The following is a 25,758-nucleotide window of genomic DNA, read 5'->3' as shown; positions in this document are numbered from 1 at the left end:
AACCTGAGCGAAAGTGAGCAGCATGCCCAAGCATCCCGCTAAAAACGGCACGGCAGCCAAAAACAGCACGGCCCCCAAGCGCCCCGCCGGCAATCGCGCCAAGGCGAAAGCCCCACATTCCAAACCGGCCTGCGCGCGCTGCGCCGGCACCAAGGGACGTCCGGGGCGCGAGGCGTTCCTCCCCGTCTCCCACGCGGACATGGACGCCCGGGGCTGGGACCAGTGCGACTTCGTCTATGTATGTGGCGACGCCTATGTGGACCACCCCAGCTTCGGCATGGCCATCATCACCCGCGTGCTCGAAGCGCACGGCTACCGCGTGGGTGTTATCTGCCAGCCCGACTGGACCGGCCCCGCGAGCATCTCCGCGCTCGGCGAGCCGCGCCTCGGCTTCCTCGTCTCGGCGGGCAACATGGATTCCATGGTGAACCACTACACCGTGAACAAGAAGCCGCGCCATGAGGACGCCTACACCCCCGGCGGACGCGCCGGGGCGCGCCCCAACCGCGCCGTCACCGTGTACGGCAACCTCATCCGCCGTACCTTCAAGGACAAGCCCATCATCATCGGCGGCATCGAGGCGAGCCTGCGCCGCCTGGCGCACTACGACTACTGGCAGGACAAGCTCAAGCGCTCCGTCCTGCTCGATTCCAGCGCGGACCTGCTGCTCTACGGCATGGGCGAGCACTCCATCGTCGAGGTGGCCGACGCGCTGGCGGCGGGCCTCCCCATCGAGCAAATCACCTTCGTCAACGGTTCCGTGTACCGCGTGAGCGGGCCGCAGGCGCTCGACAACGTATACGACTACGAGCTGCTCCCCAGCTGGGACGACCTCACAGCCGACCGCTTGGAATACGCCCACTCCTTCAACATCCAGCAGCAGAACATGGACCCCATCACGGGGCGGCGCCTGGTGGAGCCTTACCCGAACGGCGTCTACGTGGTGCAGAACCCGCCGGCGGTGCCCCTCACCACCGCCGAGATGGACGAGGTGGCGGAGCTCCCCTACGCGCGCCACTGGCACCCCGACTACGACGAGGCCGGCGGCATCCCCGCCTTCGACGAGATCCGCTTTTCCATCTCAAGCAATCGCGGGTGCTTCGGCGAGTGCTCGTTTTGCGCGCTGGCGTTTCACCAAGGGCGCATGCTGCAGGTGCGCAGCCGCGAGAGCATCATCCGCGAGGCTGAGCTGCTCACGCGCGACCCCGAGTTCAAGGGCTACATCAACGACGTGGGCGGCCCCACGGCGAACTTCTTCAAGCCCGCGTGCACAAAGCAGCTCACCCATGGCGTGTGCAAGAACCGCCGGTGCCTCTGGCCCAGCGTCTGCCGCAACATGGACACCAACGAGGACGCCTACGCCGAGCTCCTGCGCGACCTGCGGCAGCTCCCCGGCGTGAAGAAGGTCTTCGTGCGCAGCGGCATCCGCTTTGACTACACCATGGCCGACGCGAGCGACAAGTTCCTGGTAGAGCTGCTGCAGCACCATGTGAGCGGCCAGCTGCGCCTGGCGCCCGAGCACGTGAGCGACGCGGTGCTCTCGGTGATGGGCAAGCCGCGCCGCGAGGTGTACGACGCCTTCGTCGAGCGCTTTGAGCGACTCTCGGCCGAGTACGGTCTCAAGCAGTACGTAGTGCCCTATCTCATCTCGAGCCACCCGGGCTCGACCATGAAGGAGGCCGTCGAGCTGGCCGAGGCCGTGCGCGACATGGGCTACATGCCCGAGCAGGTGCAGGACTTCTACCCCACGCCATCGACCATGAGCACGTGCATGTTCTACACCGGCGTGGACCCGCGCACCATGGAGCCGGTCTACATCCCGCGCGACCCGCGCGAGAAGGCCATGCAGCGCGCCCTCATCCAGTACCGCAAGCCGGAGAACTACAAGCTGGTGAAGGAGGCCCTGCGGAAGGCCGGGCGCGAGGACCTGATCGGCTACGGGTCCAAGTGCCTGATCCGCCCCGTTCCGCCCAAGCCGGGCGCAGGCGGCAAGAAGACTGGCGCGGCCCCGAGCAAAGCCGGCGCCACCGGAAAGCGCGCAAAGGGTTCCGGAACGGAGCGCCCGCAATGTGGAGCCGGCAGAGGGCACGGCAATGAGAACCCAGCAGTCCCACAGCCCCAAAACCGGGCTGAGCGTCGAGCCGCCGCGCGCTCCGGCAAGAAGGGCTCCGCACCCACGACCGGACGCGGCGGAGCCATGCAGCACGGCCGCCCCTCACCCGGCACGCCCGGAGGCTGCGCGACCGGCAAGAGCGCTGCGGGCACCAACCCCCACGCCCGCAACCGCGCCGCTCAGGGGCGCCAGGGCGCGAACCGGCACTAGATCGACTGCCAGGGCATATCACGATGCCGCCACGTAGGATGCCGTCTTTTTACACGATGCCGCGACATAGATATGGCCATTTTTACACGATGCCGCGACATGGACAGGGCCATTTCTTCACGATGCCGCGACAACGTGATTTGCGAGCAGCGAATCGAGGGGTCGCCATGCGATGTCACGCGGCAGACCGCCCAACACCCTCGGATGTCGCCCGCCTATCGGCGTTCCATGAGCACGATTGTCCAGCACGTGTCTCGATACGGACGCTCGAAGACCCGAGAGCTCACAACGCTCGCCCCCACCTCGTCCTCCAGCCGCTCGATGTCAGACTCGCTCAATCGACCGGCAAGATACACGAAGCGACCAACGTAGCCATCGAGCGCCTCGGCCCCATGCTCAAGAAACGTGACGGTAGGCGTGAAGGCGTCGTAAGCCAACCATGCATCGAGATATTCGATCTTCGCTTCAGGAACCAAGACGGAGAGCGGCCCGACCGCCTGGATATCGCCGAACAGATTGCGTCCCGCAACTACGGGCAGGCGTCCCTGGCCCCCGTCCAAAGTGACCTGGTCGTAATAGGCGACCGGTTCGGCGTTGCGTTCGTCATAGGCAATCTGGCAACTTCGCACTTGGACTCCCGTCGAGACCAGGATCAGGCCGACGGCGAATCCGAAGGGCACCCATTTCTTATTCGCACGCGCCAACAAAACCGCAATCGAAACCGAGAGCGGAATGAGGGCGCACACCATGTATCTTGTCATGAAAATGGCCTGACCCAACAGCAAGCCCACGACCAGCGTGAGCAAAGCCGTGCCAAAAAAGACGAAAGCACCTTGAACAACCGCATCGCCCAAGGCGCGGGCAAGCCGGTCTTGCATCGCGCCCGACGTGCGCGGCGAGGCTGCACGCGATCGCCAAGCGCACGTCGCCGCCCGCAACAGACATGCCGCCGCCAGGGCCGCACCGGCCCAGCAGACGCATGCAAGCGCCCCGCCGCCGTCACCTTCCATGAGATCGATCGTAACCTCGGAGGTGAAGGGGAATGTGCACAACGTCAGCAGGGCGTTGGGGAAGTCGAGCTTGATCCAAAAGCCCCTGCTCACCATAGCGGTCTGCCCTATCACGACGATGATCCAAGGCAGGTACCCGAGCAGACACAACCCTACCCCGCGCCAGAAGAAGTGGAGCGGGGCGCGGTCGACGGCCGAGCTTGATCCAGCCCGCGCATGGAGCCATGCAGATGCCAGCACAAGAGACATCGACATGAACGAAGCTATTGCCGCAAAGTAATGCGTGTACGCCGCAGCGAGCGCCGCTGCAAACGCGACCACCCACCAATGCCGGGGAACGGCAGTTTCCGCAGCATCTGACCGAACTTCGAGGGGTAGGAGCACGCGAACAATACGCATGCTGTACAGAAAAGAGAGACCGGTGAAAAACGCGGCCCACGAGTACATGCGAATATCGACTGCCTCGGCGGCCGCCCAAGGCGAAATGGAGACCAGGGCGATGAACAGGGCTGCGGCCACATTTCCGTAGTCTTTGCGAACCACACCCCACCCCAAAAGCACGCAGGCCGCCATGCCGCATACGGAAAACAACCTCATGGCCAACACGCTGGGCCCGAACACAAGGTAGATGATCCGCAGCATGACGTAGTACAGAACGGGATGGACATCGGTCGCTCCGATGGCAATTATCTCGGGCAAGGTATGGGACGTCAGCGCCATCGAATACGACTCATCGAACCAGATATTGCCGTGAAAAGCGGCCACGAGATTGAACAGGATAACCGAGAGGGTCAAGGCGGCGAGCGCAATCGACGACACGCTAGCGCCCACACGAATCCGCGCACCCCGCACCATGTCCCCCATATGACCCTTCAATCATTCGTGTAGAACGTCCACCCTGCATGCCCCAGTGTATCACCGCGGAAACGGACGCACAGGTCGAGCCCTCACCCTGCTTTTGCTCAGGACGTGAGGCGGCACGTCACGCAATCAACTCTTTGGTGAAAGCCGGTGCCACCGAAAAGCGCGCAAAGGGTTCCGGGACGGAGCGCCCGCAGCAAGGAGCCGACAGAGAGCACGACAATGAGAACCCGGCAGCCCCGCAGCCCCAAAACCGAGCCGAGCGTCGTACGACCGGCAAGAGCGCTGCGAACACCCCCACGACCGCAACCGCGCCGCTCAGGGGCGCCAAGGTGCCAACCGGCATTAAAACGTGCGGGTGCATGCCCGCTAACGCAAAGGACCCACCGAGACAACCCGGTGAGTCCAATCGAAGCTACGCTTTCGTACGCGCTATGCGCGCGACGCCTTCCATAACAGCCAGCCGTTAACGGCGAGCACCAGCACAAGAAGCGTGATTGAACAGTACATGAACGTCGGCGCGGTGTCGTAGAACATGCTCCCATCCCCAGCTTGGGCACTCAACCCCATCACGGTGCTCACGCAAGTAAGCGACACCATGCCAAACGCCATGCTCAAGAAGATGGGGATTTCCACGCGCTTGACTCGATGCAACACGAGCGGAACCACCACAGCAAGAATGCCAAAACCGAGAGATCCGTACGTAAACATCAAACCCTCCAATCATGCCGAATGTCATGCTAGATCAGTCAAACTCCATAGATGGGGACGTTATGAAACGCATCTCCTCCACATGAATTAATTGCAAGTTAGTGGGTTAATCGACGGCTTGTCTGGCTCAAGATTCCATTCCTTTCCAGCAAATATCGACAGCCTTGCGTGACAATAGAATTGCTCCTTCATGCTATCGGTATTCTTCCAACGAGAATCTTTGCGGAATTTCGTGTATGTCGAATTCCAGGCGTTTGCAGTATCTCCCATGGGCCATGGATTCTTTTTTGGACCAAGGGCCAAGTTGTCTTTGCCCAATCCGTTGACAGCAAAGTGGCCGTAATTGAAAAAGCTGGGGAATAAACTGATCCAATACTGTTCGTCGGGATTTACAAATGGCGCAATCTGCGGCTCCTCGTTCATTTCCGTCTCAAGGGATTCGTCTGCAATCTTCAAAAGTTCTTCCTGAAGCTCGGTATCACCCTTTTCCACTGCTTCAAAATAGGCGTTATACACCTCTTCGAAGCTGTTGTACGGCGCGTACAAATTGTCCGATTCAGCCGCCGCAGCAACTGAAGGAACCCCGAAACAGCATGCTAATAGGGAGACGATTACCAATGCGCAATTCTTGCTCTTTTTCATAGTTCCTCCTTCGAACTCGCAAGAAACTCTATGAGATTACTCTATCAATTTATGTTTTATATTGCTTTATAATTACTTAGTATTCTGATGAAAGGTCAGAATTTTGGCATGGAAGGTACTTGTCACATGAAATCCAGCATCGTCACAATCCGCTTCATCATCGTACTTGTGGCAGGCATCGTACTTGCCACTGCGGTACACGGATGCGAGACGGAAGAGCCCCCGATGCCCAGCAACGAGCATTCGATGGAAAAACAGGAAAGCAAGCGGCAAAATGAGCAGACGCTCAAAATGGAACTGATCGGCTATGAACACGCTGTGAATTCATTTAGCGTTGTTCAAGAAAATGAACTTGAAAACTATGCAGAAAGTCATGAAGAAACCTATACCTTCATCGGTCGAAATACATGCCAATGGTGCAGATCAATGATTGTCCCCCTTAAAGCATGCTTCGAAGAAGAGGGGATCGATGCATTCTATGTCGACAGCACAGCCAGCGAGACGAACCAAAAACTATCAGACTTTCGTAACAGATATGACATAGATACTGTGCCGGCAGTTTTGTACATCGATAGGGAGGGTAACGGCAGCAAGCTCCCCATCGATCCAACTTCAAAAGACATAGAAATGGAGATAAAAGAGGCAGTAGCAAGTACGCGTTCTGATGCAGTTTGAGCAATTAATGAGCTTAGTAAACTTATGCAAGCTCGTGCTACAGAGTCCTCACGCGGCGAAGCCAACCACAACTAAGATGGACCATGTATCGAGATATCGAACTCACTCCACTGATATCTTGGCTGCAATGCGTTCGTGCAACCGCGCCAATCTCCGCGCACACAACTGCGGCGCGCAGAAATGCTAAAGAGCGAACCCACATTAATTAACGAGGATGTCGCCGTCCACTCTACCGCAGCTCGTTTGGGTAGCATTGGGACATAATACTTGAGCGATGCGGCCAAAGAGTAGCCATCAAATCTAATTACTCCTCAGGCAACGCCCCGAACGCCGCAATATACTCCTCGTCATCCATCCAGTCGATAATGTCGCCGGGCTTGCAATGCAACGCCTCGCACATTGCTTCAAGCGTAGAAAAACGGATGCCTTTGAGGCGGCCGGTCTTGATGCGAGAAATGTTGACGGGAGAAATGCCGACCTTCTCGGCAAGTTCAAGGGAGGACATTTTCCGATCTGCCATAACACGGTCGAGTCGCATAACGATAGGCATTCGGCTGTCCTCCCTTTGAACGTTTTTCAGCAGTTGTCACAGGATGTTATCGGAATCCTCCTGGAGTTTTCTACCATACTCAAAAACACCAGCTAACGCGAAGAACATAAGTGATATGGCAAGCGTCGTGAAATTCAGGCTGGGGCCAACCGACATAGGGCCGACTGCCCCGTTAGGCAGAGCGGGGACCTCAATAGAAGGCGCGAGCAAATCGAGCACAACGCGTATGGCAAAGCAGATCGCAATCGTCAGCATTCTTTGGCTCTGCTTTTTGGAGAAGAACTCCTTGGAAACGGTTACGGCGTGCACCAGTCTCACAAAGACCAAAAGCGGAACAACCGTAATCGAGGCAGTGATGAGATGGTTGAGAATAAAAATGAAAATGTCGCTACCCATCTGCGCATCCGACAAGGCGACAATGCCCGTCACCAAACTGAGGACAAAAAAGAATGAAATCGCAATCAAAATAGAACAGATCAGTCTAAGTAAGAGCGGCATCTTGCCCTCAGGAAACTGGTTCATTGTGCGTTCTCCGACTCTCTAAACACCCACATGGATGCCGAAGATATCACTACAGTAGCTCAAAGCGACACCCTGCTCCTCAATAGCAAACAACATAATATCCCTCCTTCTCTCAAACGCGTCTTACAAACGCATCGACCGTTTGATCGATCGCATGGCTGTAGTACGCGCAATACGGATCGCGCCTCGCCATGCAGCCGTGCTCATCGTATGCCCGAGCCCTGCATCCACCTCCACATAGGTATCGGTTTTCGCACGATGAGCAGCCCTCGATTTCATCCACCGAGGGCATGGTGGACTGAGATAGATTGTCCGCAATCGCCGATGCGCCGTCGGTGAACGCATTCCCCAACGCGAACTCCGGTTTATGGAGCATATGGCACGGATATACGGTGCCGTCCGAAGCGACGCTCACCGAGGTTTTGCCGGCGCCGCAGCATGCGCGGACGGACAAGGCTCGCATGGGGTTGAACGCATCGTCAATCGAGGCCGCCTCGCCCTTGCGTGCAACGACAACCATGGTATCCGCGAGCTCCATAAGGCATGGCTCATTGGGCATAAGGTCGCCCAAATTCGTGCGCGCGCCGCTCAGCAGGCTAAAGCCCACCGTGCAGCCCAGCCACTTTGACAGCTCTATGTAAGTGGGGACGTCTTGAACGTTGCGGGCGTGCAACGTGGGCAGCATATGCGCGTGAATCCCCGCCGTCTGTATACGTTTAACGGCGTCGACAAGTGTGTCGAACAGTTGCTCTCTCCTAATAAACGCTGCGCTTTCCGGGCTTGTCCCATCAAAGGAAACGGATATCACGTCAACGTTGCCCGCCAAGCGCGCAAGCACTTTATCGCTACAGCGCGTGCCATTGGTCAAGACGGCGATGCTTTCCATGCCCTGCTCGCGCGCATTCCGCACAATATCGGGCAGATCGCGGCGCAAGAACGGCTCGCCGCCCGAGACAACCATGCGCGTGACGCCCAACTGCGCCAAGGCGGCGATTGCGTGGCATAGATTTTCAAGACTCGGATCCGCCGCACGATTGCGATTGCAGTCGGCGGAATAGCACCCCACGCACGAAAGGTTGCAAGTGTTTGACACGTGCAGGTAAGCCGATGAAAGGCAAGAGGTCTCGCTCGCCCCTGCACCCTCTTCAAAACCATGGGTAGCCAGATAGCTCACGAGCTCTTCGCACTCAACGGGAATGTTCTTCCCGGCAACGTCGCGCTCCAGCATCGCATCGCACAGGGTGGCACCTTCGGGCGTCAATCCCACCAGGGTGCCAGTGATGGTGTTGCCCACCACGGGAATGCCCCGCAAGTCAAAGCGAACGATGTGGGAACCAAGCCTCATGATCCTCCATTCAAGCGATCCGCACTTCGTTATTAATATAGGGTGTTGTGTTATATATTCAATAATTCATCGGTAAGTGGCAACAGCATCGTAACAGCCGGGACCCCGTTCCAAAAGCTGCCCGACGATTCCCGCTCCCACGCAGCGGCGACCACGCTCGACTCGCCGCAGCGCGTCCGGCTCCTAGACGCCCCCTCAAAAAAGGGACAGTCACTAATTTGAGGTGGGCGTGCCGCAAAGCGGCACCGAGCGGCGATGCCCTCGATTTTCTGGGGCAGCACCGACAGGCCTTCCTCGCGTGCGAAAAAACTTTCCCCGAGAGTTGACTTTCGCCGCAGTTTTACTTGGAAAACGGCAAAACCGTGCCCCGAGAGTTAACTCTCGGGGCTCGGGGCACGGTTCGCCCGTGTCTCGGCCACGCGTTCCCAGGGGGAGCTGAAAAAGATGCCCCGAATCGGTGTCGGCAGGGGTGGCGCCTCGGATCAGCGCCGTCAGCGATTCCTCCCGCTGCCCCCAACCTCAGATTAGCGCCTGTCCCCTTTCTGAGGTTGGATAACCTTACCATGAAGTACGCGATTCGCAAGCTTTTGACGTAACCTTGCGAATTCTCTCCCACATCGCAAGGTTATATAATAACCTTGCGAATCGGTGATCAACACACAATGTTACAAGGTGTCTGTATGGGTGTTTACGTAAAGAAATTCTGGGATTCAACTCAATTTGGCCGACCGAGCGGCCCCTACTCGCCCTACATTCCGGATACGCTCTCCAATCGAGAATTCTCCTTTTCCGAGCAAACCATGCTGGCCGTCTCACGGGCCTCCGAGGCGATCATCCGCCTCGATTCGCAAGGCGTCACCCTCACCAACACCGAACCCCTGGCACGGCTCCTTACGCGCTCCGAGGCTGTTGCGTCATCGCGTATCGAAGGCCTCTCCATGAGCGCCAAACGCCTCCTGGAGCACGAGGCGCTCGTGGAAATTGGCGTCACCCCGCGCCCGGACTCAACCGAAGCGGCGATTCTCGCGAATATCCAAATCATGCACGAGCACGTCTTTTCCGCACATCATGGCGACTCCATCGACCTGACGCTCCTCAAGCGAATCAACGCGGAGCTCCTGGCAGACGGCCCCCTTAAGGACCATGGAGGCATCGTGCGCACGGAGCAGAACTGGATTGGTGGATCGGCGCTCGACCCCGTAGGAGCCTCCTATATTCCCCCCATGCCGGAGGAGGTGCCTCGGCTCATCGACGACCTTCTGCGCTTCTGCAATACCAGTGGACTGCCCTCCGTGGCGAAGGCAGCCCTTGCGCATGCGCAATTTGAGTCAATCCACCCGTTTGCCGACGGGAACGGACGCACCGGAAGAGCCCTCACGCTGCTCGTCCTGCGGTCGGGTGGTCTCATGGAGCGAACCCTGCCGCCCATATCGATGTCCATCGCCTCAAATCGCGGGGCGTATATCGACGCTCTTGAAAAGTTGCACTGCACCGAAGATGACGAGCTGCGCTCAGCGCAGGAGGCATTCATACGGTACTTCTGCAGCGCCGTCGTGGATGCCTGCGGGCTTGCGCGATCTTTTGAGGAGCGCATCGAATGCCTGCGCGCATCCTGGGTGGAGCGCGTGCGACCGCGCAGGGGATCGGCTGCCGAGCGCTTGTTGGACGTGCTTCCGGGAACACCCGTGGTGAGCATACAGTCCGCCGCACGGCTGACGGGCCGCAGCCGCGAGGCGGCACGCAACGCTATACAGACGCTCGTTGATAACGGCGTTCTCGTGCAAAATGCCCGCAACAAAAAAAGCAACATCTTCTCCGCGGATGAGGTGCTCGACGCTTTCACGCTTTTCGAACGTGCGGCGGTGACGCACGTCCACGACACCGCCAACGCACGACCCGCCCGGGCGGTCCCGCAAAAACCCAAACGCTCCAAGTAGAAGCCCCCTCAAAAAAGGGACAGGCACTAATTTGAGGTGGGTGCATCCTGCTTGCGTATGCAGACTTTTGCAGATAGACTAAACTGCATTCTTTTGCATGAGGAGGCTCCCATGGATACGCTGCCAATCGTCACGCCGCGCCAAGCCGGCATCTACGTGCGCCGTTCGCGCGAGCACCAGGGTCTCACGCGCGCCCAGCTCGCAGAGGCTGCCGGCGTTTCTGAGCGCCTGCTCGCCTCACTCGAACTTGGCGATGCCACCGGAATCCGCCTCGACAAACTCCTGGCCGTCTTCAGCGCGCTCGGCATCGGGCTCGCCGCGCAGGGCGAGAGTATCGGGCAAGCGCAAGCCGACAACGGCTCCCAGGCCGCATCGACCCCTCATCCAAAAACAGCGGCCAACGGCGTTGCGCAAACGACGCCTGGCAAACGGAACAGACGTACGCCGGCGCAAAGCTCAAGCAGCGGGCACACGCCCGACCCCTCCATCGCCTACCAGAATCTCCTTGCGGAAATCGCGCGCGACCAAGGCATAAAGCTGGCTACAGCAGACACGCCTCCCTTCATCGGGATTGCGAGGTAGACCATGGCGACAACTTCACTCAAGACAATCGTGAGCGGCACGGTCGCGGGGAGACTTTTGCAGAACGAAGCGGGGCTCATGAGCTTTCGTTACGACGAGAGCTATCGAGGTGCTCCCCTCTCGCTCTCCATGCCCGTCTCGAATCGCATCTACTCGCAAGATGTCCTTTTGCCGTATCTGTTCGGACTGCTCCCCGACAGCGAGACGCAGCGGCGCGCAATCGCTCTCGAATTCGAAGTCCGCCCCAACAATCCGATAGAATTGCTCACCCATATCGGACGCGACTGCCCAGGCGGCGTTCAGTTTTGCAAGGAGACCGACCTCGAAACGGTACTCAACCGGACCGGGAGGTACAGCCCGCTGAGCGAGCATGAAATTGCCCAACGGCTCTCCTCCATCCGCCAAGACGAAACCGCCTCTTGGATGGGCAGCGAGGAAAGCTGGTCACTCGGTGGAAACCAGGGCAAATTCGCGCTTGGCCTGCACGATGAGTCATGGTGCGAATGTATTGGCGCCGCCGCGACAACGCACATTTTCAAAAATGGGGCCGTGGGATTCAAACTCCAGGCGCTTAATGAGTACGTGTGTATGAAGACGGCAGCTCGCTCGGGAATCAACGCGGCCGGTGTTGAATATCGCTTCTTTGAAGACGAGCCCGCCCTCATCGTGTCGCGCTATGACCGTGTCCTCGATGCGTCGGGGCAAATCGCGCGACTGCATCAAGAAGATTTTTGCCAAGCGCTCGGCGTCATGCCAAATCGGAAGTACACGGCCGAAGGCGGCCCCACCACCCACGATGCGCTCAGACTGCTTTGCTCGACAAGAAACGCCCATCTCAACCTGCTGCTCTTTACGCAAATGCTGTTCTACAACTGCCTCATTGGTGCCCCTGACGCGCACGCAAAAAACTACTCGCTCATACTCGGCAGCGGTCGAAACGCCGTGCTCGCCCCCATGTACGACGTCGCATCCGGGCTTGCCTACGAAAACCTCCGCCGCAAGGGGCGCCTCGCCATGGCGATAGGAGGGGAGAATCGTTTCGGTCGCGTGGGGGCAGGGGCGATCCATCGATATGCGGGCGGAAACGACCCCGTACTCGCCGTGGCACTCGAAAAAGCCGGGTTCACGGAAGATTCCTGCACGGCAGTCATGGCCGACCTTGCGCAAGAGATACCCATAAGCATGGCAGAGGTGTTTGACGATGCCGAAACGGACAACATTCCGGGCGCTGCCGAGCTGCGCGAACGCATGCTCGGCCCCGTGAGCGAGAACTGCGCCAAGACGCTCGCCCTCCTATGACGTACACGGTGACCCCGGGGCTTCCCCGACAGCCGACGGGGGCTTCCCAGGGATTGATAGGTCTTCCTCGAGAGTTAACTTTCGCGGCAGCTTTACCGGAGATACGGCAAAAAAGCGCCCCGAGAGTTAACTCTCGGGGCACAGTTCGTCCGCAACCTAAACCTCAATTTAGGGACTGTCCCTAAATTGAGGTGCCTGAGGTGCCCAGGTGTTGTCAAACAGCCAGATGCCCGCCGCGAGCATCGCCCCAAACAGGGCGAACATCACCGGCGCGGGCAGCATGTTGATATACGGGGCAAGCGGTGCCACCAGATACGACGAGGCGTTTAGGGCGAAATGCAGCAGGATCGAGTAGCGCAGCTTGCCTGTGCGCCAAAAGACCCAGCCCTCCACGATGCCGAGGGCGAACGCGTAGCTCCCCTGGATGAGGTTCATGTGCAGCACGCCGAACGCAAGCGCCTGCAGGATGTTGGCGACCCAGAACGCCCGTGCGGAAACGGCATGACGGCGTGCGCGCTCGCGTGCCGACCACCAAGGGCTCACCGCACGCATGGCGTACTCCAGCATGATGCCGCGGCAGACGATCTCCTCGTTGATGGGTGCGAGGATCGCGGTCGACACCGAGGTCACTAGCACGAAGATACCCGTACTCGAATCTGCCATCATCTCGGAATACTCCGCGATGGCCTCGGGGGCGAACATCTCCACCAGGCCCAGCAGCCCACTCACGAAAAACTGCGCGGCGATGCCGACGAGCAAAAGCGCCGCGACCGTCTTGACACGCGACGCCCCCTTGGGCGCCAAGTCCTCGCGGCGCTGCGCAAACGACCTCGGACGCATGCGTCGCCACCATGGCAAAAAGACCGCGACGGCGATGAGCTGGAAGGCGACGAGCACCACCTGGATGCCGTTGCCGTATATCGCGCTTTTGGCGAGCGCCTCCCCATACGCGCCCTCATCGCCGTGCAGCGCAACCTCGACGAAGGCGAGCACCGTGCCGCCCATCATGGCGACCGCGATTTGGAGCGCGAGGTACAGCACGGCAACGCCGGCCATGGCAAGGACCCACTTGGCGGCGTGCATCGCTGGCGAGGCGGACGAGGCGGGATTTGGCGCGGGGCTTGGAGCAGAGCTTGACGCGAGATCGGACGTGGGGCCGAGCGCGGGGCTCGATGTGGTGCCGGACGTGGGACAGAGCGCGGGACTCGATGTGGGGTCGGACGTGGGTGCGGATGCAGGGCCGGACGCAGGACTCGACGCCGGACTCGGCATGGTGCTTGGCGCAGGGTTTAGCGCGGGGCTCGACACGAGGTCTGGCGCTGAGCCCACCACCGGATTTAATGCGAAATCTGACATGGGGTTTGGCATGCCGCCTGACGCCGCCATGCATGAGGTCTCAGGGCTCGATTGGACCCCATAGCCCTCAGGACTCGATGGCGCCCCATCGGACGCCGGGCGCGAAGTCTCTCCCCCGGCGGGCTCATGGTACATGAACTCGAGCCCCGCAGGCGGAACGGGAGCGCCCGAACGCATCGGCGGGTGCGCAACACCCGCCTCGTCTTGCCGATCGCAACGAGCATCCATAACGTCCTCCTCACGGGCCGCCAGTGTTGCGCACGACTGTATCACAGCGACGACCGAGCCCCGCCATCCGCGCGTAACGCCCATGCCGCCCGCGGGGCGCGCCTGCTACGCGCGGGTGCGCTCGATCTCGACGGAGACGGTGCGCAGCGGCAGGCCCACGGGAGCCCAGGGCTTCTCCAGCTTGACCCGCACCCCGTATGCCAGCGGGTAGCGGTCGAGCAGCATGGCGGCAACGCCCTCGGCGGCCGCCTCGATGAGCTTGAACGTGTGCGCGCGCATGAACTCGTCCACCGCGTGCGCGGCCTCGCCATAGTCGATGGATGCCGCGAGGTCATCGGTCTCCCCCGCGCGGCGCGTATCGATATAGAGGGTCACGCTCACCACGAACTTCTGGCCGAGTACGTTCTCCTCGGGAAACACGCCGTGGTTCGCAAAGACCTCGAGCCCCTCAATCGAGATCTTGTCGAGCGCGTGCAGGCGCTCCGGCTCGGTGCGGGCCAGCTGCGTCCGCGTGGCGGGAAGGCCCGCCTCGCGACGGGCGAGCGCCCCGCGGTCGTCGACGATGTTCTCGGGTAGATGCTTGGTATCCATGTTCCACTCCTCACGGTCGTTCGCGCACCCGCCGGGTAGATGCACCCGCGCGCGTGCGCATGCATGCACTTATATATCGAGCGACAGGTTCTTGCGCTCGTCGGGCCAATAGCAGGCGTCCCGCGCAGGACAGGCGTAGCACGCCCGCGAGCGGTTGTCCGCCTCCTTGACGAGGCGCGCTAGCACCTCGCCCAGCTCTTGGGCAGACGAATCGGGCAGCGAGCCCTCGGGGGCGCGCCCCGTCATCCCGGCGTCCGCCTCACCGGAGCCGTGGACCGCTCCCGCCAGCTCCCCACCGGGAGCGCGCCCATGCGCCTCGGACGCAGCCGGCCCGCGATGCCCCGCCACGGCGGCGAGGATCGCCGAGCGCTCGGCGGCATCGAACTGCAAGGAGGCGGGAAGTCCCTTCAAGATCTCCCCGGCAATGCGCGCGCCGGCGACATCGTGGTCCTCACCCGTGGCGTACTGCTCGGCACGGCCCACATCGTGCAAAAGGGCCGCCGCATACACCACGTCCTTCGACACGCGGCACCTGCGCTCGAGCGCGGTGATCCACGCGATGCGGGCAACGTCCAGCACGTGCGACATGCCGTGCCGGCAAAACTCCCGCTCGGACTCGGCGCGCTCGATGCGCTCCATGCTCGCGCGGAACAGCGGATTGTTGCGAATGGCCTCGACGCGCTCCACGGCCCACCTCCCACAAGCGACACTCATTGTCTTGTTGTACCCACTCCGCCGCCCGACGGGCATGCGGACGGTGCGCAAATCGCCTCGCCACTCCACCACGGGCCGCCGGAGCCGCGCCAACTAAGGAAGGTGCTAAAACGAAACACCACCTCCCCGCCCAATTCCTACCAGTCGCCGAAGAAGCCGCCCGCGAGCGCCACAATTCCTACAAATCTCGCTAGCATAGGCGGTCGTGAGGCCATGCCCCAAGCGCGGTTTTTCGGCATGCGCCCCACGGGAAAGGAAGGGCCATGGGACTACGTTCTTGGATCAAGAGGCACACCGGACGCGGCGGCGCGCAGTCGAATGCAGGCGCGGCACCGTCGCCGGCGAGCACCGAACCCGCACCGGAGCCAGCCGCCGCACCGGCGCGTCCCGATGCGGACGATAGCTGGGAGCTGCTCCCCGCGTACCTGCCCGTCGATGCGCGCGAGCACGCACACGCCTGCGTCATCGCCTCCGCCATCGCCGCGGGAGACCATCCCACCAGCGAGTTCCGCATCAAGCGCGTGCTCGTTGCCAACCCCGAGCACCGCACGGTCTCCATCATCGCCACGGCGCTCGCCGCCGGCGCACTCGAGCAGAGCTCGTTCACCGTCAAGAACATCTACAAGATGAAAGAGGAGGGCAGCCATGCTGCGTAAATTCAAGATCTCGATCGACGGGACCCAGTACCTGGTGGAGATGGAGGAGGTCGGCGCGCCGCAACCCACGCCCGCCGACGCCGCGCCCGCGCCTGCCGCCCCGGCACCTGCGCCCGCCCCGGCTGCCCCGGCTCCCGCCGCTGCACCCGCTCCGGCTCCCGAGCCGGCACCGGCTCCCGCCGCCCCCGCTGCTGCCGGGTCCTTTGCGCAGACCGCCCCCATGCCCGGCACCATCCTCGACATCCACGTGAAGGTCGGCGACGTCGTCGCCGCGAACCAGCCCGTCATGGTGCTCGAGGCCATGAAGATGGAAAACGAGGTCGTCGCCGAGCAGGCGGGCACCATCGCCTCCATCAACGTGGAGAAGGGCGCCATGGTGAACCCGGGCGACACGCTCTTCACCCTCGCGTAAGCGCACACCACCAACGCGCCGCCGGCAAGGCGGCGTTTTCGTCCAGAAACGAGGCACTATGGAAATCCTACTCGACGGCGTGCAGGCGCTTATCGCCGAGCCCGGGCGCATCGCGATGATCCTCATCGGCTGCGTCCTCATGTACCTTGGCATCAAAAAGGAATACGAGCCCACGCTGCTCGTGCCCATGGGCCTGGGCACCATCTTGGTGAACATCCCGGCCTCCGGCGTCCTCATGACCGGCACCGAGCCCGGACCGTTCCAGATCCTGTTCGACGCCGGCATCGAGACCGAGCTCTTCCCGCTGCTGCTGTTCATCGGCATCGGCGCCATGATCGACTTCGGCCCGCTGCTCGCCAACCCGTTCCTGCTGCTGTTCGGCGCCGCCGCGCAGTTCGGCATCTTCTTCGTGACCATCGTGGCCACCGGCGTGTTCGGCTTCGACATCGCCGACGCGGCTTCCGCGGGCATCATCGCGGCGGCGGACGGACCCACCTCGATCTTTGTGGCCAACTCGCTCGGGTCCAAGTACATGGGCGCGATCATGGTGGCGGCGTACTCCTACATGGCGCTCGTCCCCATCATCCAGCCCATCGCCATCAAGGCGTGCACCACCAAGAAGGAGCGCGCCATCCGCATGACCTACCGCCCCGGACAGGTCTCCCAAACGGCCAAGATCCTCTTCCCCATCACCATCTGCGTAGTCGCCGGCCTCATCGCGCCGGTGTCCCTGCCGCTCGTGGGCTTCCTCATGTTCGGCAACCTGCTGCGCGAGTGCGGCGTGCTCAACTCGCTGTCCGCCTCCGCCCAAAACGAGCTCGTGAACCTCATCTCGATCCTTCTGGGCCTCTGCGTGTCCGTCAAGATGGAGTACAGCGAGTTCCTGCAGTTCGACACCCTCATCATCATGGGTCTCGGCCTCGTCGGCTTCATCATGGACTCCGTGGGCGGCGTCATGTTCGCCAAGCTCCTGAACCTCTTCCGCAAGGAAAAGATCAACCCCATGGTGGGCGCCGCGGGCATCTCCGCCTTCCCCATGGCCTCGCGCGTGGTCCAAAAGCTCGCCACCGAGGAGGATCCCGGCAACTTCATCCTCATGCAGGCCGCTGCCGCCAACGTCGCGGGGCAGATCGCCTCGGTCGTCGCCGGCGGTCTCGTGCTCGGACTTCTGCTCTAGAAAGGAGTGTCGACCATGGCAGACTTCATCGCCTCGCTCGGGCTTTCCACCGACCTGTCCCTCGCCATCCAGATCCTCATCCTGGGGTGGGGCGGCATCTTCATCGTCATGTTCGTCATCTACGTGATCTCGCTCGCGCTCGCGCGGCTCTTCCCGCCGTCGAAGGAGGCATAAGGTCATGAACCGCAAGATTCGCTTTATGGAGACCGTCCTGCGCGACGGCCAGCAAAGCCAGATCGCCACGCGCATGCCCATCGAGGACATGCTGCCCATTTTGGAGACGCTCGACGCCTGCGGCTTCGAGGCGCTCGAGGTGTGGGGCGGTGCCACGTTCGACAGCTGCCTGCGCTACCTCAACGAGGACCCGTGGGAGCGCCTGCGCACCATCCGCGCGCACGTCAAGAACACCAAGCTGCAGATGCTGCTGCGCGGCCAGAACCTGCTCGGCTACCGCAATTACGCCGACGACGTAGTCGAGGCCCTCGTCAAGAAGTCCGTGGAGAACGGCATCGACGTCATCCGCATCTTCGACGCGCTCAACGACACCCGCAACCTGCAGACCTCCATCCGCGCGGCCAAGGAGGCCGGCGGCGAGGTGCAGGCCGCCATCTCCTACACCACGAGCGACGTGCACACGGTGCGCTACTTTGTGAGCCTGGCAAACGAGATGGCGCGGGCCGGCGCGGACTCCATCTGCATCAAGGACATGGCGGGCGTGCTCACCCCCGACGTCGCCTTTGAGCTCGTGAGCGAGATCAAGGCCTCCTGCGACCTGCCCCTACAGGTGCACACGCACGGCACCGCGGGCATCGCCCAGATGACCTACCTCAAGGCCGTGGAGGCGGGCGCCGACATCATCGACACCTGCTCCTCCCCCTTCGCCGAGGGCACGAGCCAGCCCGCCACCGAGTCCATGGCGATCGCCCTGGAGGCGCTCGGCTACAAGACCGGCCTGGACATCGACAAGCTCGAGGCGGTGGCGGCTCATTTCCTGCCCATCCGCAACCGCTTTTTGGAAGAGGGCGGCCTCAACCCCAAGGTCATGGCCGTCGAGCCCAAGGCGCTGCTGTACAAGGTCCCCGGTGGCATGCTCTCCAACCTGCTCGCCAACTTGAAGGACATGCACGTGGAGGACAAGTACGCCGAGGTGCTGGCTGAGGTGCCCCGCGTGCGCGCCGACCTGGGCTACCCGCCGCTCGTGACCCCGCTCTCCCAGATGGTGGGCTCCCAAGCCCTCATGAACGTCATCTCCGGCGAGCGCTACAAGGTGGTCCCCGCCGAGATCAAGGACTACGTGCGCGGACAGTACGGACGCCCGCCGGTGACGATCTCGGAGAAGATCCGCCGCCAGATCATCGGCGACGACGAGGTGATCACCTGCCGCCCCGCCGACCTAATCGAGCCCGCGATGCCGCGCCTGCGCGAGGAGATCGCGGCCTACGCTCGCTCCGAGGAGGACGTGCTCTCCTACGCCCTGTTCCCCGAGCAGGCGCGCGACTTCCTCGGCCGGCGCGAGGACCCGTTCTACGACGTCCCCGTCCAAGAGGTCAGCGTCTCCATCGACGTGGCGTAAAGACAGCGAGACATAGCGTCTCCCTACGGCGGGCGCCCGCATCTCCTTCGCGGGCGCCCGCTTTTTCATGCTCGACCTCCATACCCGGTCGAACAGAGGCTTGCCCGCGCGGCCCGAACGCACCGTGGCCCGCGACGGCAACGTCGCGGGCCACGGACCACGTTCTATGAAGCGAGTAGGGTCTACGCCGGACGGATGCAGACATCCACGGCGTCGTAGGTGTCCACGATGCCCCCATCGTGCGAAACGAGTGCGTAGCCATACCCATCGACGCCCAAGAACAGTCCACAGACCAACTCCTCGCCCTCGATGGTGATGACGCGGACCCGCGTGCCGATAAACGCCAACGAGGCGTTATATGCGGCAAGCAGCGGCGCCAAAGGGCCTTCGGCTCCGCCGCGCACGGGATCTTTGATCCAACGATCGACCTCGGCACTCGACGTCTGCTGCGCGGAGCTATCCGGGCTCGGGTATTTGCGATTCCAACGGTCGGCCGCCGACCAGCCCTCCACGAACTTAAGGATGCCGTCTCGAATGGCATCGGCAAGAACGTCCAAATCGGGACAGGAGGCCCCAGGGGCGAGGGCATCGCGCAGGCCCGTCGCCGGCAGCGGAGCCAAGGCGCCGTCACTCGCAGGGAGCTCGGGAGTCTCGATGTTCACACCGATGCCGCACACGGCGAACGCGCCCTCGTCGGACATGGCGAGCTCCGTGAGCACGCCCGCGAGCTTGCGGCCACCCACGACGATGTCGTTGGGCCACTTGAGACGCACGCCCGGGCAACCCGCCTCACGCAATGCGCCCATGGCGCCCATCGCACAGGCAACGGGCAAAGCGGGCAACGCGGTGGCGGACACATCGGGTCTGAGAAGGACCGAGAGATACAGGCCTCCGGCGGGAGACGCCCACATATGGGTGCGCTGACCGCGGCCGGCAGTCTGGACGCGCGCACGAAGGGCGGCGCCATGCGGCGCGCCCTCACGGCCGCGCCTCTTCATTTCGGCATTGGTCGAACCGATCTCATCGACCACCTCGATGAGCGGCAAATTCTCCCCCATCTCGATCCCCTCTTCCGCTGGAGGCCCCTCACATATGCGAATAAGGCGGCGCGTGCGGGCACTCCCGTCAACGCGCCGCCTCAGCAGATTCAGCGGGTAAAACAACCCTACCTATCTAGCATACGGAAAAATCTTGCCTCGAGCTCTGGGTTTTCGACAAACGCACCCCTACGGGCGAGAGTGGCGGTTTTTGTGCCCGATTTTTGGACACCGCGCATGGTCATGCACATATGCTCGGCCTCCATATACACGATGGCGCCCTTGCAGTCGAGCTCGGCCATGAGCGCATCGGCGACCTGAGCAGTAAGCTGCTCCTGCAGCTGCAGACGACGGGCGAACACCTCGACCGCGCGCGCGAGCTTGGAAAGGCCCGCCACGCGTCCGTTGGGGATGTAGCCGATGGCTGCCTTACCGTAGAACGGCAGCATATGGTGCTCGCACAGCGAGTAGAAGGTGATGTCGCGCTCGATGACGAGGTCGTCGCCGGAGACGGCGAAGGTCTTGGACAGATGCTCGGAGGCTCTTCGATCCATGCCGTCGCAAAGCTCGGAATACATGCGCGCCACGCGATCGGGAGTCTCGACGAGCCCCTCGCGATCCGGGTCCTCGCCGATGGCCTCGAGCAGCATCCTGACCGCCACGCGCGCCTTTTCCTGATCGACCATCTCTACCAGCTTTCCGTGTTGTTTCATATGCAGGGTATCGTACCACGACAAAAGGCCGCAACCCGACGACCCCACATGGCAACGGCGCGATGAGTCGGCCCGGTCGTCCGCATGGGGCGTGCAACGGAAGCGCAATTCCAGCTTCTACTCAGCGTCAACAGAGAAGTTAAATCGACAGGACTTGCCCGGAAAGTATTCGATGCTGATTTCCATCAGCTCGTTATGTTGATCCTCCACAAAACTATGCATGACCTCAAGCGCCGTACCCAACGGTAGGCTAAGAAGGTCGGACTGATGCTCGTCCGCATTAACGGCCCATACGGAGCGATCGGCGTGCGCAGGGCGCACGTCATAAAGCAATTTGATGGTTGAGTACAGAGAATTTGTAGAAAAGTCGTACCCCTCGATTGCCGGAAAGCGGTCGGCAGGAACCCATGTTCTCAAATACACCGAAGGAGTACCGTCCGTATAACGCAACCGCTCCAAATATAGCCAATCGCCACCAGCTGGACAGCGCTCCCCTGCTGCATATTCCGGAAGTGGGGCATGGCAAAACGAGAGAACTCGTGTGGCGGGAGAATGACCAAGCAGGAGCATCTCCTGAGAGAAACTCAGAATCTTATGGGCAAACATGCCATAGTTTTGCGCCTTTACGAAGCTGCCACGACCACGTTCCCGAACCAGCAGGCCCGCCCCCACTAATGAACCGTATGCCTGTCGGACGACAGGCCGAGACAGGCCGAACTCCGTCGCCAGATCATCCTCCGTCGGCAGCTTGTCGCCGACCTTGAGCGCACCAGAGCCTATCGCCCGAGTGATGGAATCCTCGAGTTGCTTGTGAAGGGGTATGGGAGACGACCGGTCTATCGTCACATAATCGAAGTGCATGCCGATCCATTCTCGTGAAGAACGCCGCAATAATCGGCACGCTTCAATACTATAGCAGCGGCCCCGCCTGAACGGGGCCGCCATACGCGAGCAATGCCGGTGCTTACCGACCCCCTAAGTTACCAATCATCATCACAGGAAGCGGAGGCTCGATCGAACATTCCGATATGCTCTCGTCCGATTTCGACCACGGCATTCGCAAGCTCGTCGATATCATCGACACCGCCCATCAGCCGTGCCACGACCTCTAGCGCCATGGGCACGTTAGCGCCATACACGACGCGAATCCGCTCGTCGCGTAAGGCGCGCTCCGCAGCACATTGGAATGGGCTGCCCTGAAGCACATCGCACAGCAGCAACACCCCCTGGGCGCCCTCAAGTCGTTCGAGGGCGGTGTCCATCTTGGCATCGAGCTCCGTCTTCGTCTCACCGTCGACGAACTCGACCGTCTCGATATCGCCCTGAGGTCCGAAAATCATCTCTATTCCGGATAGGACTCCCGTCGCGAAGCGCCCATGGCCGGCAAGCAGCAAGCGGATCATATCTGCCTCTCCTACTCGTCGTCGGAGGCGTAGTGAGCCAAGGGCTCCTTGAAGGGGTTCACGTTGGTATCGATGAAGATATCTCGAGCACCCTTCGCGGCGACAAACTGGAATGGCACGGTGTATGCCAAGGGCGCAAGGTACTTGTTCACCTTGTGCGTGAACACGAGATCGCGGTCGTCGGCGTCGGCGAGGTCCTTGCAGGTGATCACATGCACGCGGGGCGTGTAGCGCAGATATGCCTCGCGGAATACGAGCATGCGCTCGAACTCCGCCTCATCCGAGCCGATCATGAAAAGCGTCTGGTTGTCGCGCAGCGCCATGGTCGGCCCATGGCTATACTCCTCGAGCTCATAGCCGATGGTCGGAACGCGAAACATCTCGCCCACCTTGAGCATGCCCTCGAGCATGGAACCGTAATCGACGCCATAGCCAATCACATACAGGCGGTCGCTGTGCGCGATGGAGGCCTTGTTGCGCTCGTACCAAGCCTCGCTCTCATCGATGATTGATTGGAAATCGTTCACGAAATCCTCTGCCTCGGCGATGGCCGCGGCATGCTCGTCGGCGGTCATGGCGCCGCGGGCGCGAGCCACGCCCAACGCCCACAGATAGACGCTCAGCACCGAAACCGTGTAGCCCTTGGTCTCGGGGGGCGTGAGCTCCTCGCCAACGAGCAGATGGACGGAGCGGTCCACGTGATGGGTGATCTCGCTCTCCAGGTCGCCCGTGATAGCGAGGGTTCGACATCCGAGTTCGCGGCCGTATTGCATTACCTCGCACGTGGAGACCGACGTGCCCGACTGGCTGATGCCAACCATGAGGATCTGTTTGTTGGGCACCAGGCCGGTCCAATCGGGCTTCTCATAATGCTTGAACACGGTGGGGTACTGGGCCTCGGCGGCCATGCCGACGATATGCTTGAAATAGTACGCTGCTATCTGGGAGACGTTGTAGGAGGTACCGGACCCGAAGAAGATGACCTTCTTGATGTCATGCTCCTGGACCAGTTCGACGAACGGGTCGACGAACGCCGAGCGGCCGGCGAGCACCTCGGGGAGCACGGTCGGCTGGTACCTGATGTTATCAAGCACCGTCTGGGCGATTTCTGCCATGATTGCCTTCCAATCAGTCGGGGGCGGGCGCTCGATCGCGACCCCGCCCACACGTCACTTGAACAAATTCGTGATCTCTTCACGCGCGTCGGTGGGGATCATCTGATCGAAGATCGGGATCCCCACCTCTGCAAGGTCATGGAACGCCCGCCATTCCTCAGGCGAGACGAACACCGTCTTGCGCACCTGCTTGGCATCGTCTTTAGTCGACATGTTGCCGACCGTGACATGGTCCACCTTGAAGCCGTTGCGCGCCATGGCGAGGATGGGCTGGGGGCGGTTGCACAAGATCATCACGCGGATTCCGCGGTCGATGTTCGCGAGGAACTTGTCGGCGGCCTTCTCAGTGTCGAAGATTGACAGCTTGCACTCACCGGGGCAACCGAACCTCAATGCGGTCTTGCGCATCTCGTCTTTGGCGATATCGTCATCGACGATCACAATGCGGTCGACGCGATACTCTGGAATCCAAAAGCTGCACACCTGGCCGTGGATCAGGCGGTCATCGATGCGAGCGTCTACGATAGCCACTGCACCCACATCCCTACATCGAGACGGCGCCGAGCACGCCCAGGACGAAGCCGATCACGACGATGCCGCCGATGATGGCAGAGGTGTTAAGCCCCTTCTTGAGCGCACCGTACACGCCGAGCGTCGCGGCGAGCGGCAGGAGCTTGGGAAAAATCTGGTTCAGGTAGTCCTGGATGATGATCTCCATCTCACCGATCTGGAAAACGAGCGGACAGTTGATGGAGACCCACATGGCGATCATGGTGCCGATGGACACCGCGCCGATGATGCCGGCACAGTGGGTCACGAGCTGCATCTGACCGCCCTTCTCGAGCTTCTCGATCAGGCTGGAGCCCTGTGTGTAGCCGAGCTTGATACCGAACCAACGCACCAGGACGTTGGGCAGGTTGAAGACAAACAGCAAGATGAACGGGGCGATGGGGTTGCCTTGCGCGGCGAAGCTGACACCGAGCGAGCAGGCGAGGATACGGAAGATGCCCCAGAAGAACGTATCGCCGATACCGGACAGCGGTCCCATGAGGGAGACCTTGATAGCGTTGACGCCGGAGGTGTCCATGGTCTTGTCCTTGGCGTACATCTCCTCCATGGCGAGCGCGATGCCCATGACGAACGTCGAGGGGGCGCAGGTCATGTTGAAGGCGGCCATGTGACGATGCATCGCCTCACGCAGACCTTCGTCGTCGCCGGCGTAGATCTTGCGCAGCGGCTTCATGATGCCGTATAGGAAGCCCAGCGACTGCATGCGCTCGTAGTTGAAGGAGCTCATGAGGGTGAAGCTGCGAAGGGTGATACCGCGGAAATCCGCATTGGTGAGGACATGGCCATTATCGGCAGCCGTCGCCTCGTTATTGAGAATCTCAGACATGTTCTAGTCCTCCCACTCGTCGTCGGAAGCGATATCGGTGACAGAAGTTGCGACCGCGGGCTGGACAGCCTGGCCCTGACCGCTCTTGATCTGGAATATGATGAGCGCAATGGCGACCGCGACGGCAGCCATGCCGACCATGTTCATGTCGAAGCCGACAAAGGCAGCGGGTACGAAGCCGAGGATGAAATAGGGCCACAGGGAGCCGTTCATGATGATCTTCATCAGCAGGGCGAAGCCGAGCGCGGGCAGCAGGGCGGCGACGCCGTTGAGGCCGTTGCTGACCCACTCCGGCAGACCGTTGACGATCGTGTCGATGATGCCGCTGCCGAAATACATGAGGGAGAAGGTGAGGATCCAGTAAAGGGCGACCAGCAAGATGGTGCATCCCCAGTGAATCATGGCAAGACCGCGGAAGTTGAGCTTGTCGACCTCTTTATCAGCCATTGCCATAGCCCCGGAAAACAGGGCCATCAAAAGAGTGTTGACGAATTGCATGACAACTGAGACCGGCACGCCGAACATGATGGCGCTTTCGACTCCGGACCCGGTGGTCAAAGCGACCGCGACTCCGATTGTTCCTCCCGTGCCGATATCGAGACCGGCGGTTGGACCGATGGCAGTCGCTCCCATCCACATGAGCTGCATTTGAGCGCCGATGATGAGGCCCTGGGTCACATCGCCCAGGATCAGACCGACCAGGAAACCGGTCACGACGGGCTCGCGGAGCTTACATTCGCCAAGCAACTGCGAGTCTAGGTGCGTTGCGACCACCACAAGGCCGATCAACGCAGCTTGCCAAAGCGTAATCATGCGTTCGTCCTTCCTCTACCGGATAGGGCGCCCCATGGCATCCTGATTATCTTCATAATATTGTTATTACGTTGTAATGATAGAGAGCAGCGGTGAACGTACGAAATCACGTGGGGA

28 protein-coding genes are annotated in these 25,758 nt (G+C 61.2%); 11 read left to right on the top strand and 17 right to left on the bottom strand.

Annotation, left to right across the window (positions count from 1 at the left end):
- The first annotated feature begins 22 nt into the window (after positions 1-22).
- On the top strand, positions 23-2,323 hold the full coding sequence (locus LK434_RS01195) for a YgiQ family radical SAM protein (RefSeq protein ID WP_227917777.1): 2,301 nt from the start codon (positions 23-25) through the stop codon (positions 2,321-2,323).
- 215 nt (positions 2,324-2,538) lie between these two features.
- Here the strand turns inward: LK434_RS01195 and LK434_RS01190 are convergent, their stop codons facing one another.
- The 3 genes from LK434_RS01190 to LK434_RS01180 form a co-directional block, all read right to left on the bottom strand.
- Complete coding sequence (locus LK434_RS01190) at positions 2,539-4,197, bottom strand: glycosyltransferase family 39 protein (RefSeq protein ID WP_006722064.1); 1,659 nt, start codon at positions 4,195-4,197, stop codon at positions 2,539-2,541.
- Positions 4,198-4,626: 429 nt separating this feature from the next.
- The gene (locus LK434_RS01185) at positions 4,627-4,905 is read right to left on the bottom strand and encodes a hypothetical protein (RefSeq protein ID WP_006722066.1); all 279 of its coding nucleotides are present in this window, start codon (positions 4,903-4,905) and stop codon (positions 4,627-4,629) included.
- Between the two features lie 87 nt (positions 4,906-4,992).
- Positions 4,993-5,547, bottom strand: coding sequence for a DUF2599 domain-containing protein (locus tag LK434_RS01180; RefSeq protein ID WP_006722067.1), 555 nt, complete (start codon positions 5,545-5,547; stop codon positions 4,993-4,995).
- A gap of 126 nt (positions 5,548-5,673) precedes the next feature.
- On the opposite strand from LK434_RS01180, the gene LK434_RS01175 reads away from it, so the two are divergent.
- The gene (locus LK434_RS01175; protein WP_006722068.1) at positions 5,674-6,222 is read left to right on the top strand and encodes a thioredoxin domain-containing protein; all 549 of its coding nucleotides are present in this window, start codon (positions 5,674-5,676) and stop codon (positions 6,220-6,222) included.
- A gap of 304 nt (positions 6,223-6,526) precedes the next feature.
- Here the strand turns inward: LK434_RS01175 and LK434_RS01170 are convergent, their stop codons facing one another.
- The 3 genes from LK434_RS01170 to LK434_RS01160 form a co-directional block, all read right to left on the bottom strand.
- The gene (locus tag LK434_RS01170) at positions 6,527-6,772 is read right to left on the bottom strand and encodes a helix-turn-helix domain-containing protein (RefSeq protein ID WP_006722069.1); all 246 of its coding nucleotides are present in this window, start codon (positions 6,770-6,772) and stop codon (positions 6,527-6,529) included.
- 36 nt (positions 6,773-6,808) lie between these two features.
- Positions 6,809-7,294 carry a DUF2975 domain-containing protein gene (locus LK434_RS01165; RefSeq protein ID WP_006722070.1) on the bottom strand — a complete coding sequence of 162 codons (486 nt, stop codon included), beginning with the start codon at positions 7,292-7,294 and terminating at the stop codon, positions 6,809-6,811.
- Positions 7,295-7,406: 112 nt separating this feature from the next.
- Positions 7,407-8,639 carry a radical SAM/SPASM domain-containing protein gene (locus tag LK434_RS01160; RefSeq protein WP_006722071.1) on the bottom strand — a complete coding sequence of 411 codons (1,233 nt, stop codon included), beginning with the start codon at positions 8,637-8,639 and terminating at the stop codon, positions 7,407-7,409.
- A 680-nt stretch (positions 8,640-9,319) separates the two neighbouring features.
- On the opposite strand from LK434_RS01160, the gene LK434_RS01155 reads away from it, so the two are divergent.
- The 3 genes from LK434_RS01155 (at position 9,320) to LK434_RS01145 (ending at position 12,457) form a co-directional block, all read left to right on the top strand.
- Positions 9,320-10,576: a Fic family protein gene (locus LK434_RS01155; protein ID WP_040361892.1), complete on the top strand. Its 1,257-nt coding sequence runs from the start codon at positions 9,320-9,322 to the stop codon at positions 10,574-10,576.
- A gap of 111 nt (positions 10,577-10,687) precedes the next feature.
- Positions 10,688-11,158 (top strand): helix-turn-helix domain-containing protein, encoded by a 471-nt coding sequence (locus LK434_RS01150; protein WP_040361894.1) that lies wholly within the window; start codon positions 10,688-10,690, stop codon positions 11,156-11,158.
- Between the two features lie 3 nt (positions 11,159-11,161).
- Positions 11,162-12,457, top strand: coding sequence for a type II toxin-antitoxin system HipA family toxin (locus LK434_RS01145; RefSeq protein ID WP_006722076.1), 1,296 nt, complete (start codon positions 11,162-11,164; stop codon positions 12,455-12,457).
- A 168-nt stretch (positions 12,458-12,625) separates the two neighbouring features.
- Here the strand turns inward: LK434_RS01145 and LK434_RS01140 are convergent, their stop codons facing one another.
- On the bottom strand, positions 12,626-13,513 hold the full coding sequence (locus LK434_RS01140; RefSeq protein ID WP_227917776.1) for a CPBP family intramembrane glutamic endopeptidase: 888 nt from the start codon (positions 13,511-13,513) through the stop codon (positions 12,626-12,628).
- Between LK434_RS01140 and LK434_RS01135 the strand changes: the two genes are divergently transcribed.
- A complete protein-coding gene (locus LK434_RS01135) occupies positions 13,512-13,877 on the top strand; it encodes a hypothetical protein (protein ID WP_187371232.1) in 366 nt (121 codons plus the stop codon). The genes LK434_RS01140 and LK434_RS01135 overlap by 2 nt on opposite strands.
- A gap of 269 nt (positions 13,878-14,146) precedes the next feature.
- On the opposite strand, the gene folB is transcribed toward LK434_RS01135, so the two are convergent.
- Together folB and LK434_RS01125 are read right to left on the bottom strand one after the other, a co-directional pair.
- Positions 14,147-14,632 carry a dihydroneopterin aldolase gene (gene folB / locus LK434_RS01130; protein WP_006722079.1) on the bottom strand — a complete coding sequence of 162 codons (486 nt, stop codon included), beginning with the start codon at positions 14,630-14,632 and terminating at the stop codon, positions 14,147-14,149.
- A 69-nt stretch (positions 14,633-14,701) separates the two neighbouring features.
- Positions 14,702-15,319: an HD domain-containing protein gene (locus LK434_RS01125; RefSeq protein ID WP_227917775.1), complete on the bottom strand. Its 618-nt coding sequence runs from the start codon at positions 15,317-15,319 to the stop codon at positions 14,702-14,704.
- A gap of 290 nt (positions 15,320-15,609) precedes the next feature.
- Between LK434_RS01125 and LK434_RS01120 the strand changes: the two genes are divergently transcribed.
- Genes LK434_RS01120 through LK434_RS01100 form a run of 5 tightly spaced genes read left to right on the top strand, consistent with a single transcriptional unit; the run spans position 15,610 to position 19,164 of the window.
- Complete coding sequence (locus LK434_RS01120; protein WP_006722081.1) at positions 15,610-16,002, top strand: hypothetical protein; 393 nt, start codon at positions 15,610-15,612, stop codon at positions 16,000-16,002.
- A complete protein-coding gene (locus tag LK434_RS01115) occupies positions 15,992-16,414 on the top strand; it encodes an acetyl-CoA carboxylase biotin carboxyl carrier protein subunit (RefSeq protein WP_227917774.1) in 423 nt (140 codons plus the stop codon). Before LK434_RS01120 ends, LK434_RS01115 begins: the two co-directional genes overlap by 11 nt.
- A gap of 58 nt (positions 16,415-16,472) precedes the next feature.
- Complete coding sequence (locus LK434_RS01110; protein ID WP_006722083.1) at positions 16,473-17,591, top strand: sodium ion-translocating decarboxylase subunit beta; 1,119 nt, start codon at positions 16,473-16,475, stop codon at positions 17,589-17,591.
- Positions 17,592-17,606: 15 nt separating this feature from the next.
- On the top strand, positions 17,607-17,765 hold the full coding sequence (locus tag LK434_RS01105; protein ID WP_006722084.1) for an OadG-related small transporter subunit: 159 nt from the start codon (positions 17,607-17,609) through the stop codon (positions 17,763-17,765).
- A gap of 4 nt (positions 17,766-17,769) precedes the next feature.
- Positions 17,770-19,164: an oxaloacetate decarboxylase subunit alpha gene (locus LK434_RS01100; RefSeq protein ID WP_006722085.1), complete on the top strand. Its 1,395-nt coding sequence runs from the start codon at positions 17,770-17,772 to the stop codon at positions 19,162-19,164.
- A gap of 182 nt (positions 19,165-19,346) precedes the next feature.
- Here the strand turns inward: LK434_RS01100 and LK434_RS01095 are convergent, their stop codons facing one another.
- The 8 genes from LK434_RS01095 to LK434_RS01060 form a co-directional block, all read right to left on the bottom strand.
- Complete coding sequence (locus LK434_RS01095) at positions 19,347-20,222, bottom strand: biotin--[acetyl-CoA-carboxylase] ligase (protein ID WP_006722087.1); 876 nt, start codon at positions 20,220-20,222, stop codon at positions 19,347-19,349.
- Between the two features lie 107 nt (positions 20,223-20,329).
- Entirely contained in the window at positions 20,330-20,887 is a 558-nt protein-coding gene (gene folE, locus LK434_RS01090) for a GTP cyclohydrolase I FolE (protein ID WP_040361902.1), read from the bottom strand.
- Positions 20,888-21,031: 144 nt separating this feature from the next.
- On the bottom strand, positions 21,032-21,775 hold the full coding sequence (locus LK434_RS01085; RefSeq protein WP_006722089.1) for a GntR family transcriptional regulator: 744 nt from the start codon (positions 21,773-21,775) through the stop codon (positions 21,032-21,034).
- Between the two features lie 119 nt (positions 21,776-21,894).
- The gene (locus LK434_RS01080; RefSeq protein ID WP_006722090.1) at positions 21,895-22,317 is read right to left on the bottom strand and encodes a PTS sugar transporter subunit IIA; all 423 of its coding nucleotides are present in this window, start codon (positions 22,315-22,317) and stop codon (positions 21,895-21,897) included.
- An 11-nt stretch (positions 22,318-22,328) separates the two neighbouring features.
- Positions 22,329-23,432, bottom strand: coding sequence for an SIS domain-containing protein (locus LK434_RS01075; protein WP_227917773.1), 1,104 nt, complete (start codon positions 23,430-23,432; stop codon positions 22,329-22,331).
- A gap of 54 nt (positions 23,433-23,486) precedes the next feature.
- A complete protein-coding gene (locus tag LK434_RS01070; protein ID WP_006722092.1) occupies positions 23,487-23,963 on the bottom strand; it encodes a PTS system mannose/fructose/N-acetylgalactosamine-transporter subunit IIB in 477 nt (158 codons plus the stop codon).
- Between the two features lie 13 nt (positions 23,964-23,976).
- Positions 23,977-24,828: a PTS system mannose/fructose/sorbose family transporter subunit IID gene (locus LK434_RS01065; protein ID WP_006722093.1), complete on the bottom strand. Its 852-nt coding sequence runs from the start codon at positions 24,826-24,828 to the stop codon at positions 23,977-23,979.
- Positions 24,829-24,831: 3 nt separating this feature from the next.
- Positions 24,832-25,641, bottom strand: a complete 810-nt coding sequence (locus LK434_RS01060) for a PTS mannose/fructose/sorbose/N-acetylgalactosamine transporter subunit IIC (RefSeq protein ID WP_006722095.1) — start codon at positions 25,639-25,641, stop codon at positions 24,832-24,834.
- Between the last annotated feature and the right edge of the window lie 117 nt (positions 25,642-25,758).

The organism is Collinsella stercoris DSM 13279, from assembly GCF_020735465.1.
GTDB classification, from domain to species: Bacteria; Actinomycetota; Coriobacteriia; order Coriobacteriales; family Coriobacteriaceae; genus Collinsella; species Collinsella stercoris.
The sequence above is the reverse complement of the archived record's forward strand: the minus strand, read 5'-3'. Positions and strand labels throughout refer to the sequence as shown.

Excerpts from the sequence above, each read along its gene's own strand:
- LK434_RS01105 (WP_006722084.1), top strand. The coding sequence starts at position 17,607 with ATGGCAGACTTCATCGCCTCGCTCGGGCTTTCCACCGACCTGTCCCTC.
- LK434_RS01185 (WP_006722066.1), bottom strand. The coding sequence starts at position 4,905 with ATGTTTACGTACGGATCTCTCGGTTTTGGCATTCTTGCTGTGGTGGTT.
- folB (WP_006722079.1), bottom strand. The coding sequence starts at position 14,632 with ATGGATACCAAGCATCTACCCGAGAACATCGTCGACGACCGCGGGGCG.
- LK434_RS01175 (WP_006722068.1), top strand. The coding sequence starts at position 5,674 with ATGAAATCCAGCATCGTCACAATCCGCTTCATCATCGTACTTGTGGCA.
- LK434_RS01095 (WP_006722087.1), bottom strand. The coding sequence starts at position 20,222 with ATGGGGGAGAATTTGCCGCTCATCGAGGTGGTCGATGAGATCGGTTCG.
- LK434_RS01145 (WP_006722076.1), top strand. The coding sequence starts at position 11,162 with ATGGCGACAACTTCACTCAAGACAATCGTGAGCGGCACGGTCGCGGGG.
- LK434_RS01195 (WP_227917777.1), top strand. The coding sequence starts at position 23 with ATGCCCAAGCATCCCGCTAAAAACGGCACGGCAGCCAAAAACAGCACG.
- LK434_RS01150 (WP_040361894.1), top strand. The coding sequence starts at position 10,688 with ATGGATACGCTGCCAATCGTCACGCCGCGCCAAGCCGGCATCTACGTG.
- LK434_RS01115 (WP_227917774.1), top strand. The coding sequence starts at position 15,992 with ATGCTGCGTAAATTCAAGATCTCGATCGACGGGACCCAGTACCTGGTG.
- LK434_RS01110 (WP_006722083.1), top strand. The coding sequence starts at position 16,473 with ATGGAAATCCTACTCGACGGCGTGCAGGCGCTTATCGCCGAGCCCGGG.
- LK434_RS01120 (WP_006722081.1), top strand. The coding sequence starts at position 15,610 with ATGGGACTACGTTCTTGGATCAAGAGGCACACCGGACGCGGCGGCGCG.
- LK434_RS01140 (WP_227917776.1), bottom strand. The coding sequence starts at position 13,513 with ATGGCCGGCGTTGCCGTGCTGTACCTCGCGCTCCAAATCGCGGTCGCC.
- LK434_RS01080 (WP_006722090.1), bottom strand. The coding sequence starts at position 22,317 with ATGATCCGCTTGCTGCTTGCCGGCCATGGGCGCTTCGCGACGGGAGTC.
- LK434_RS01155 (WP_040361892.1), top strand. The coding sequence starts at position 9,320 with ATGGGTGTTTACGTAAAGAAATTCTGGGATTCAACTCAATTTGGCCGA.
- LK434_RS01170 (WP_006722069.1), bottom strand. The coding sequence starts at position 6,772 with ATGCCTATCGTTATGCGACTCGACCGTGTTATGGCAGATCGGAAAATG.
- folE (WP_040361902.1), bottom strand. The coding sequence starts at position 20,887 with ATGGTCGATCAGGAAAAGGCGCGCGTGGCGGTCAGGATGCTGCTCGAG.
- LK434_RS01180 (WP_006722067.1), bottom strand. The coding sequence starts at position 5,547 with ATGAAAAAGAGCAAGAATTGCGCATTGGTAATCGTCTCCCTATTAGCA.
- LK434_RS01075 (WP_227917773.1), bottom strand. The coding sequence starts at position 23,432 with ATGGCAGAAATCGCCCAGACGGTGCTTGATAACATCAGGTACCAGCCG.
- LK434_RS01085 (WP_006722089.1), bottom strand. The coding sequence starts at position 21,775 with ATGCACTTCGATTATGTGACGATAGACCGGTCGTCTCCCATACCCCTT.
- LK434_RS01165 (WP_006722070.1), bottom strand. The coding sequence starts at position 7,294 with ATGAACCAGTTTCCTGAGGGCAAGATGCCGCTCTTACTTAGACTGATC.
- LK434_RS01065 (WP_006722093.1), bottom strand. The coding sequence starts at position 24,828 with ATGTCTGAGATTCTCAATAACGAGGCGACGGCTGCCGATAATGGCCAT.
- LK434_RS01135 (WP_187371232.1), top strand. The coding sequence starts at position 13,512 with ATGGCAAGGACCCACTTGGCGGCGTGCATCGCTGGCGAGGCGGACGAG.
- LK434_RS01100 (WP_006722085.1), top strand. The coding sequence starts at position 17,770 with ATGAACCGCAAGATTCGCTTTATGGAGACCGTCCTGCGCGACGGCCAG.
- LK434_RS01190 (WP_006722064.1), bottom strand. The coding sequence starts at position 4,197 with ATGGGGGACATGGTGCGGGGTGCGCGGATTCGTGTGGGCGCTAGCGTG.
- LK434_RS01060 (WP_006722095.1), bottom strand. The coding sequence starts at position 25,641 with ATGATTACGCTTTGGCAAGCTGCGTTGATCGGCCTTGTGGTGGTCGCA.
- LK434_RS01160 (WP_006722071.1), bottom strand. The coding sequence starts at position 8,639 with ATGAGGCTTGGTTCCCACATCGTTCGCTTTGACTTGCGGGGCATTCCC.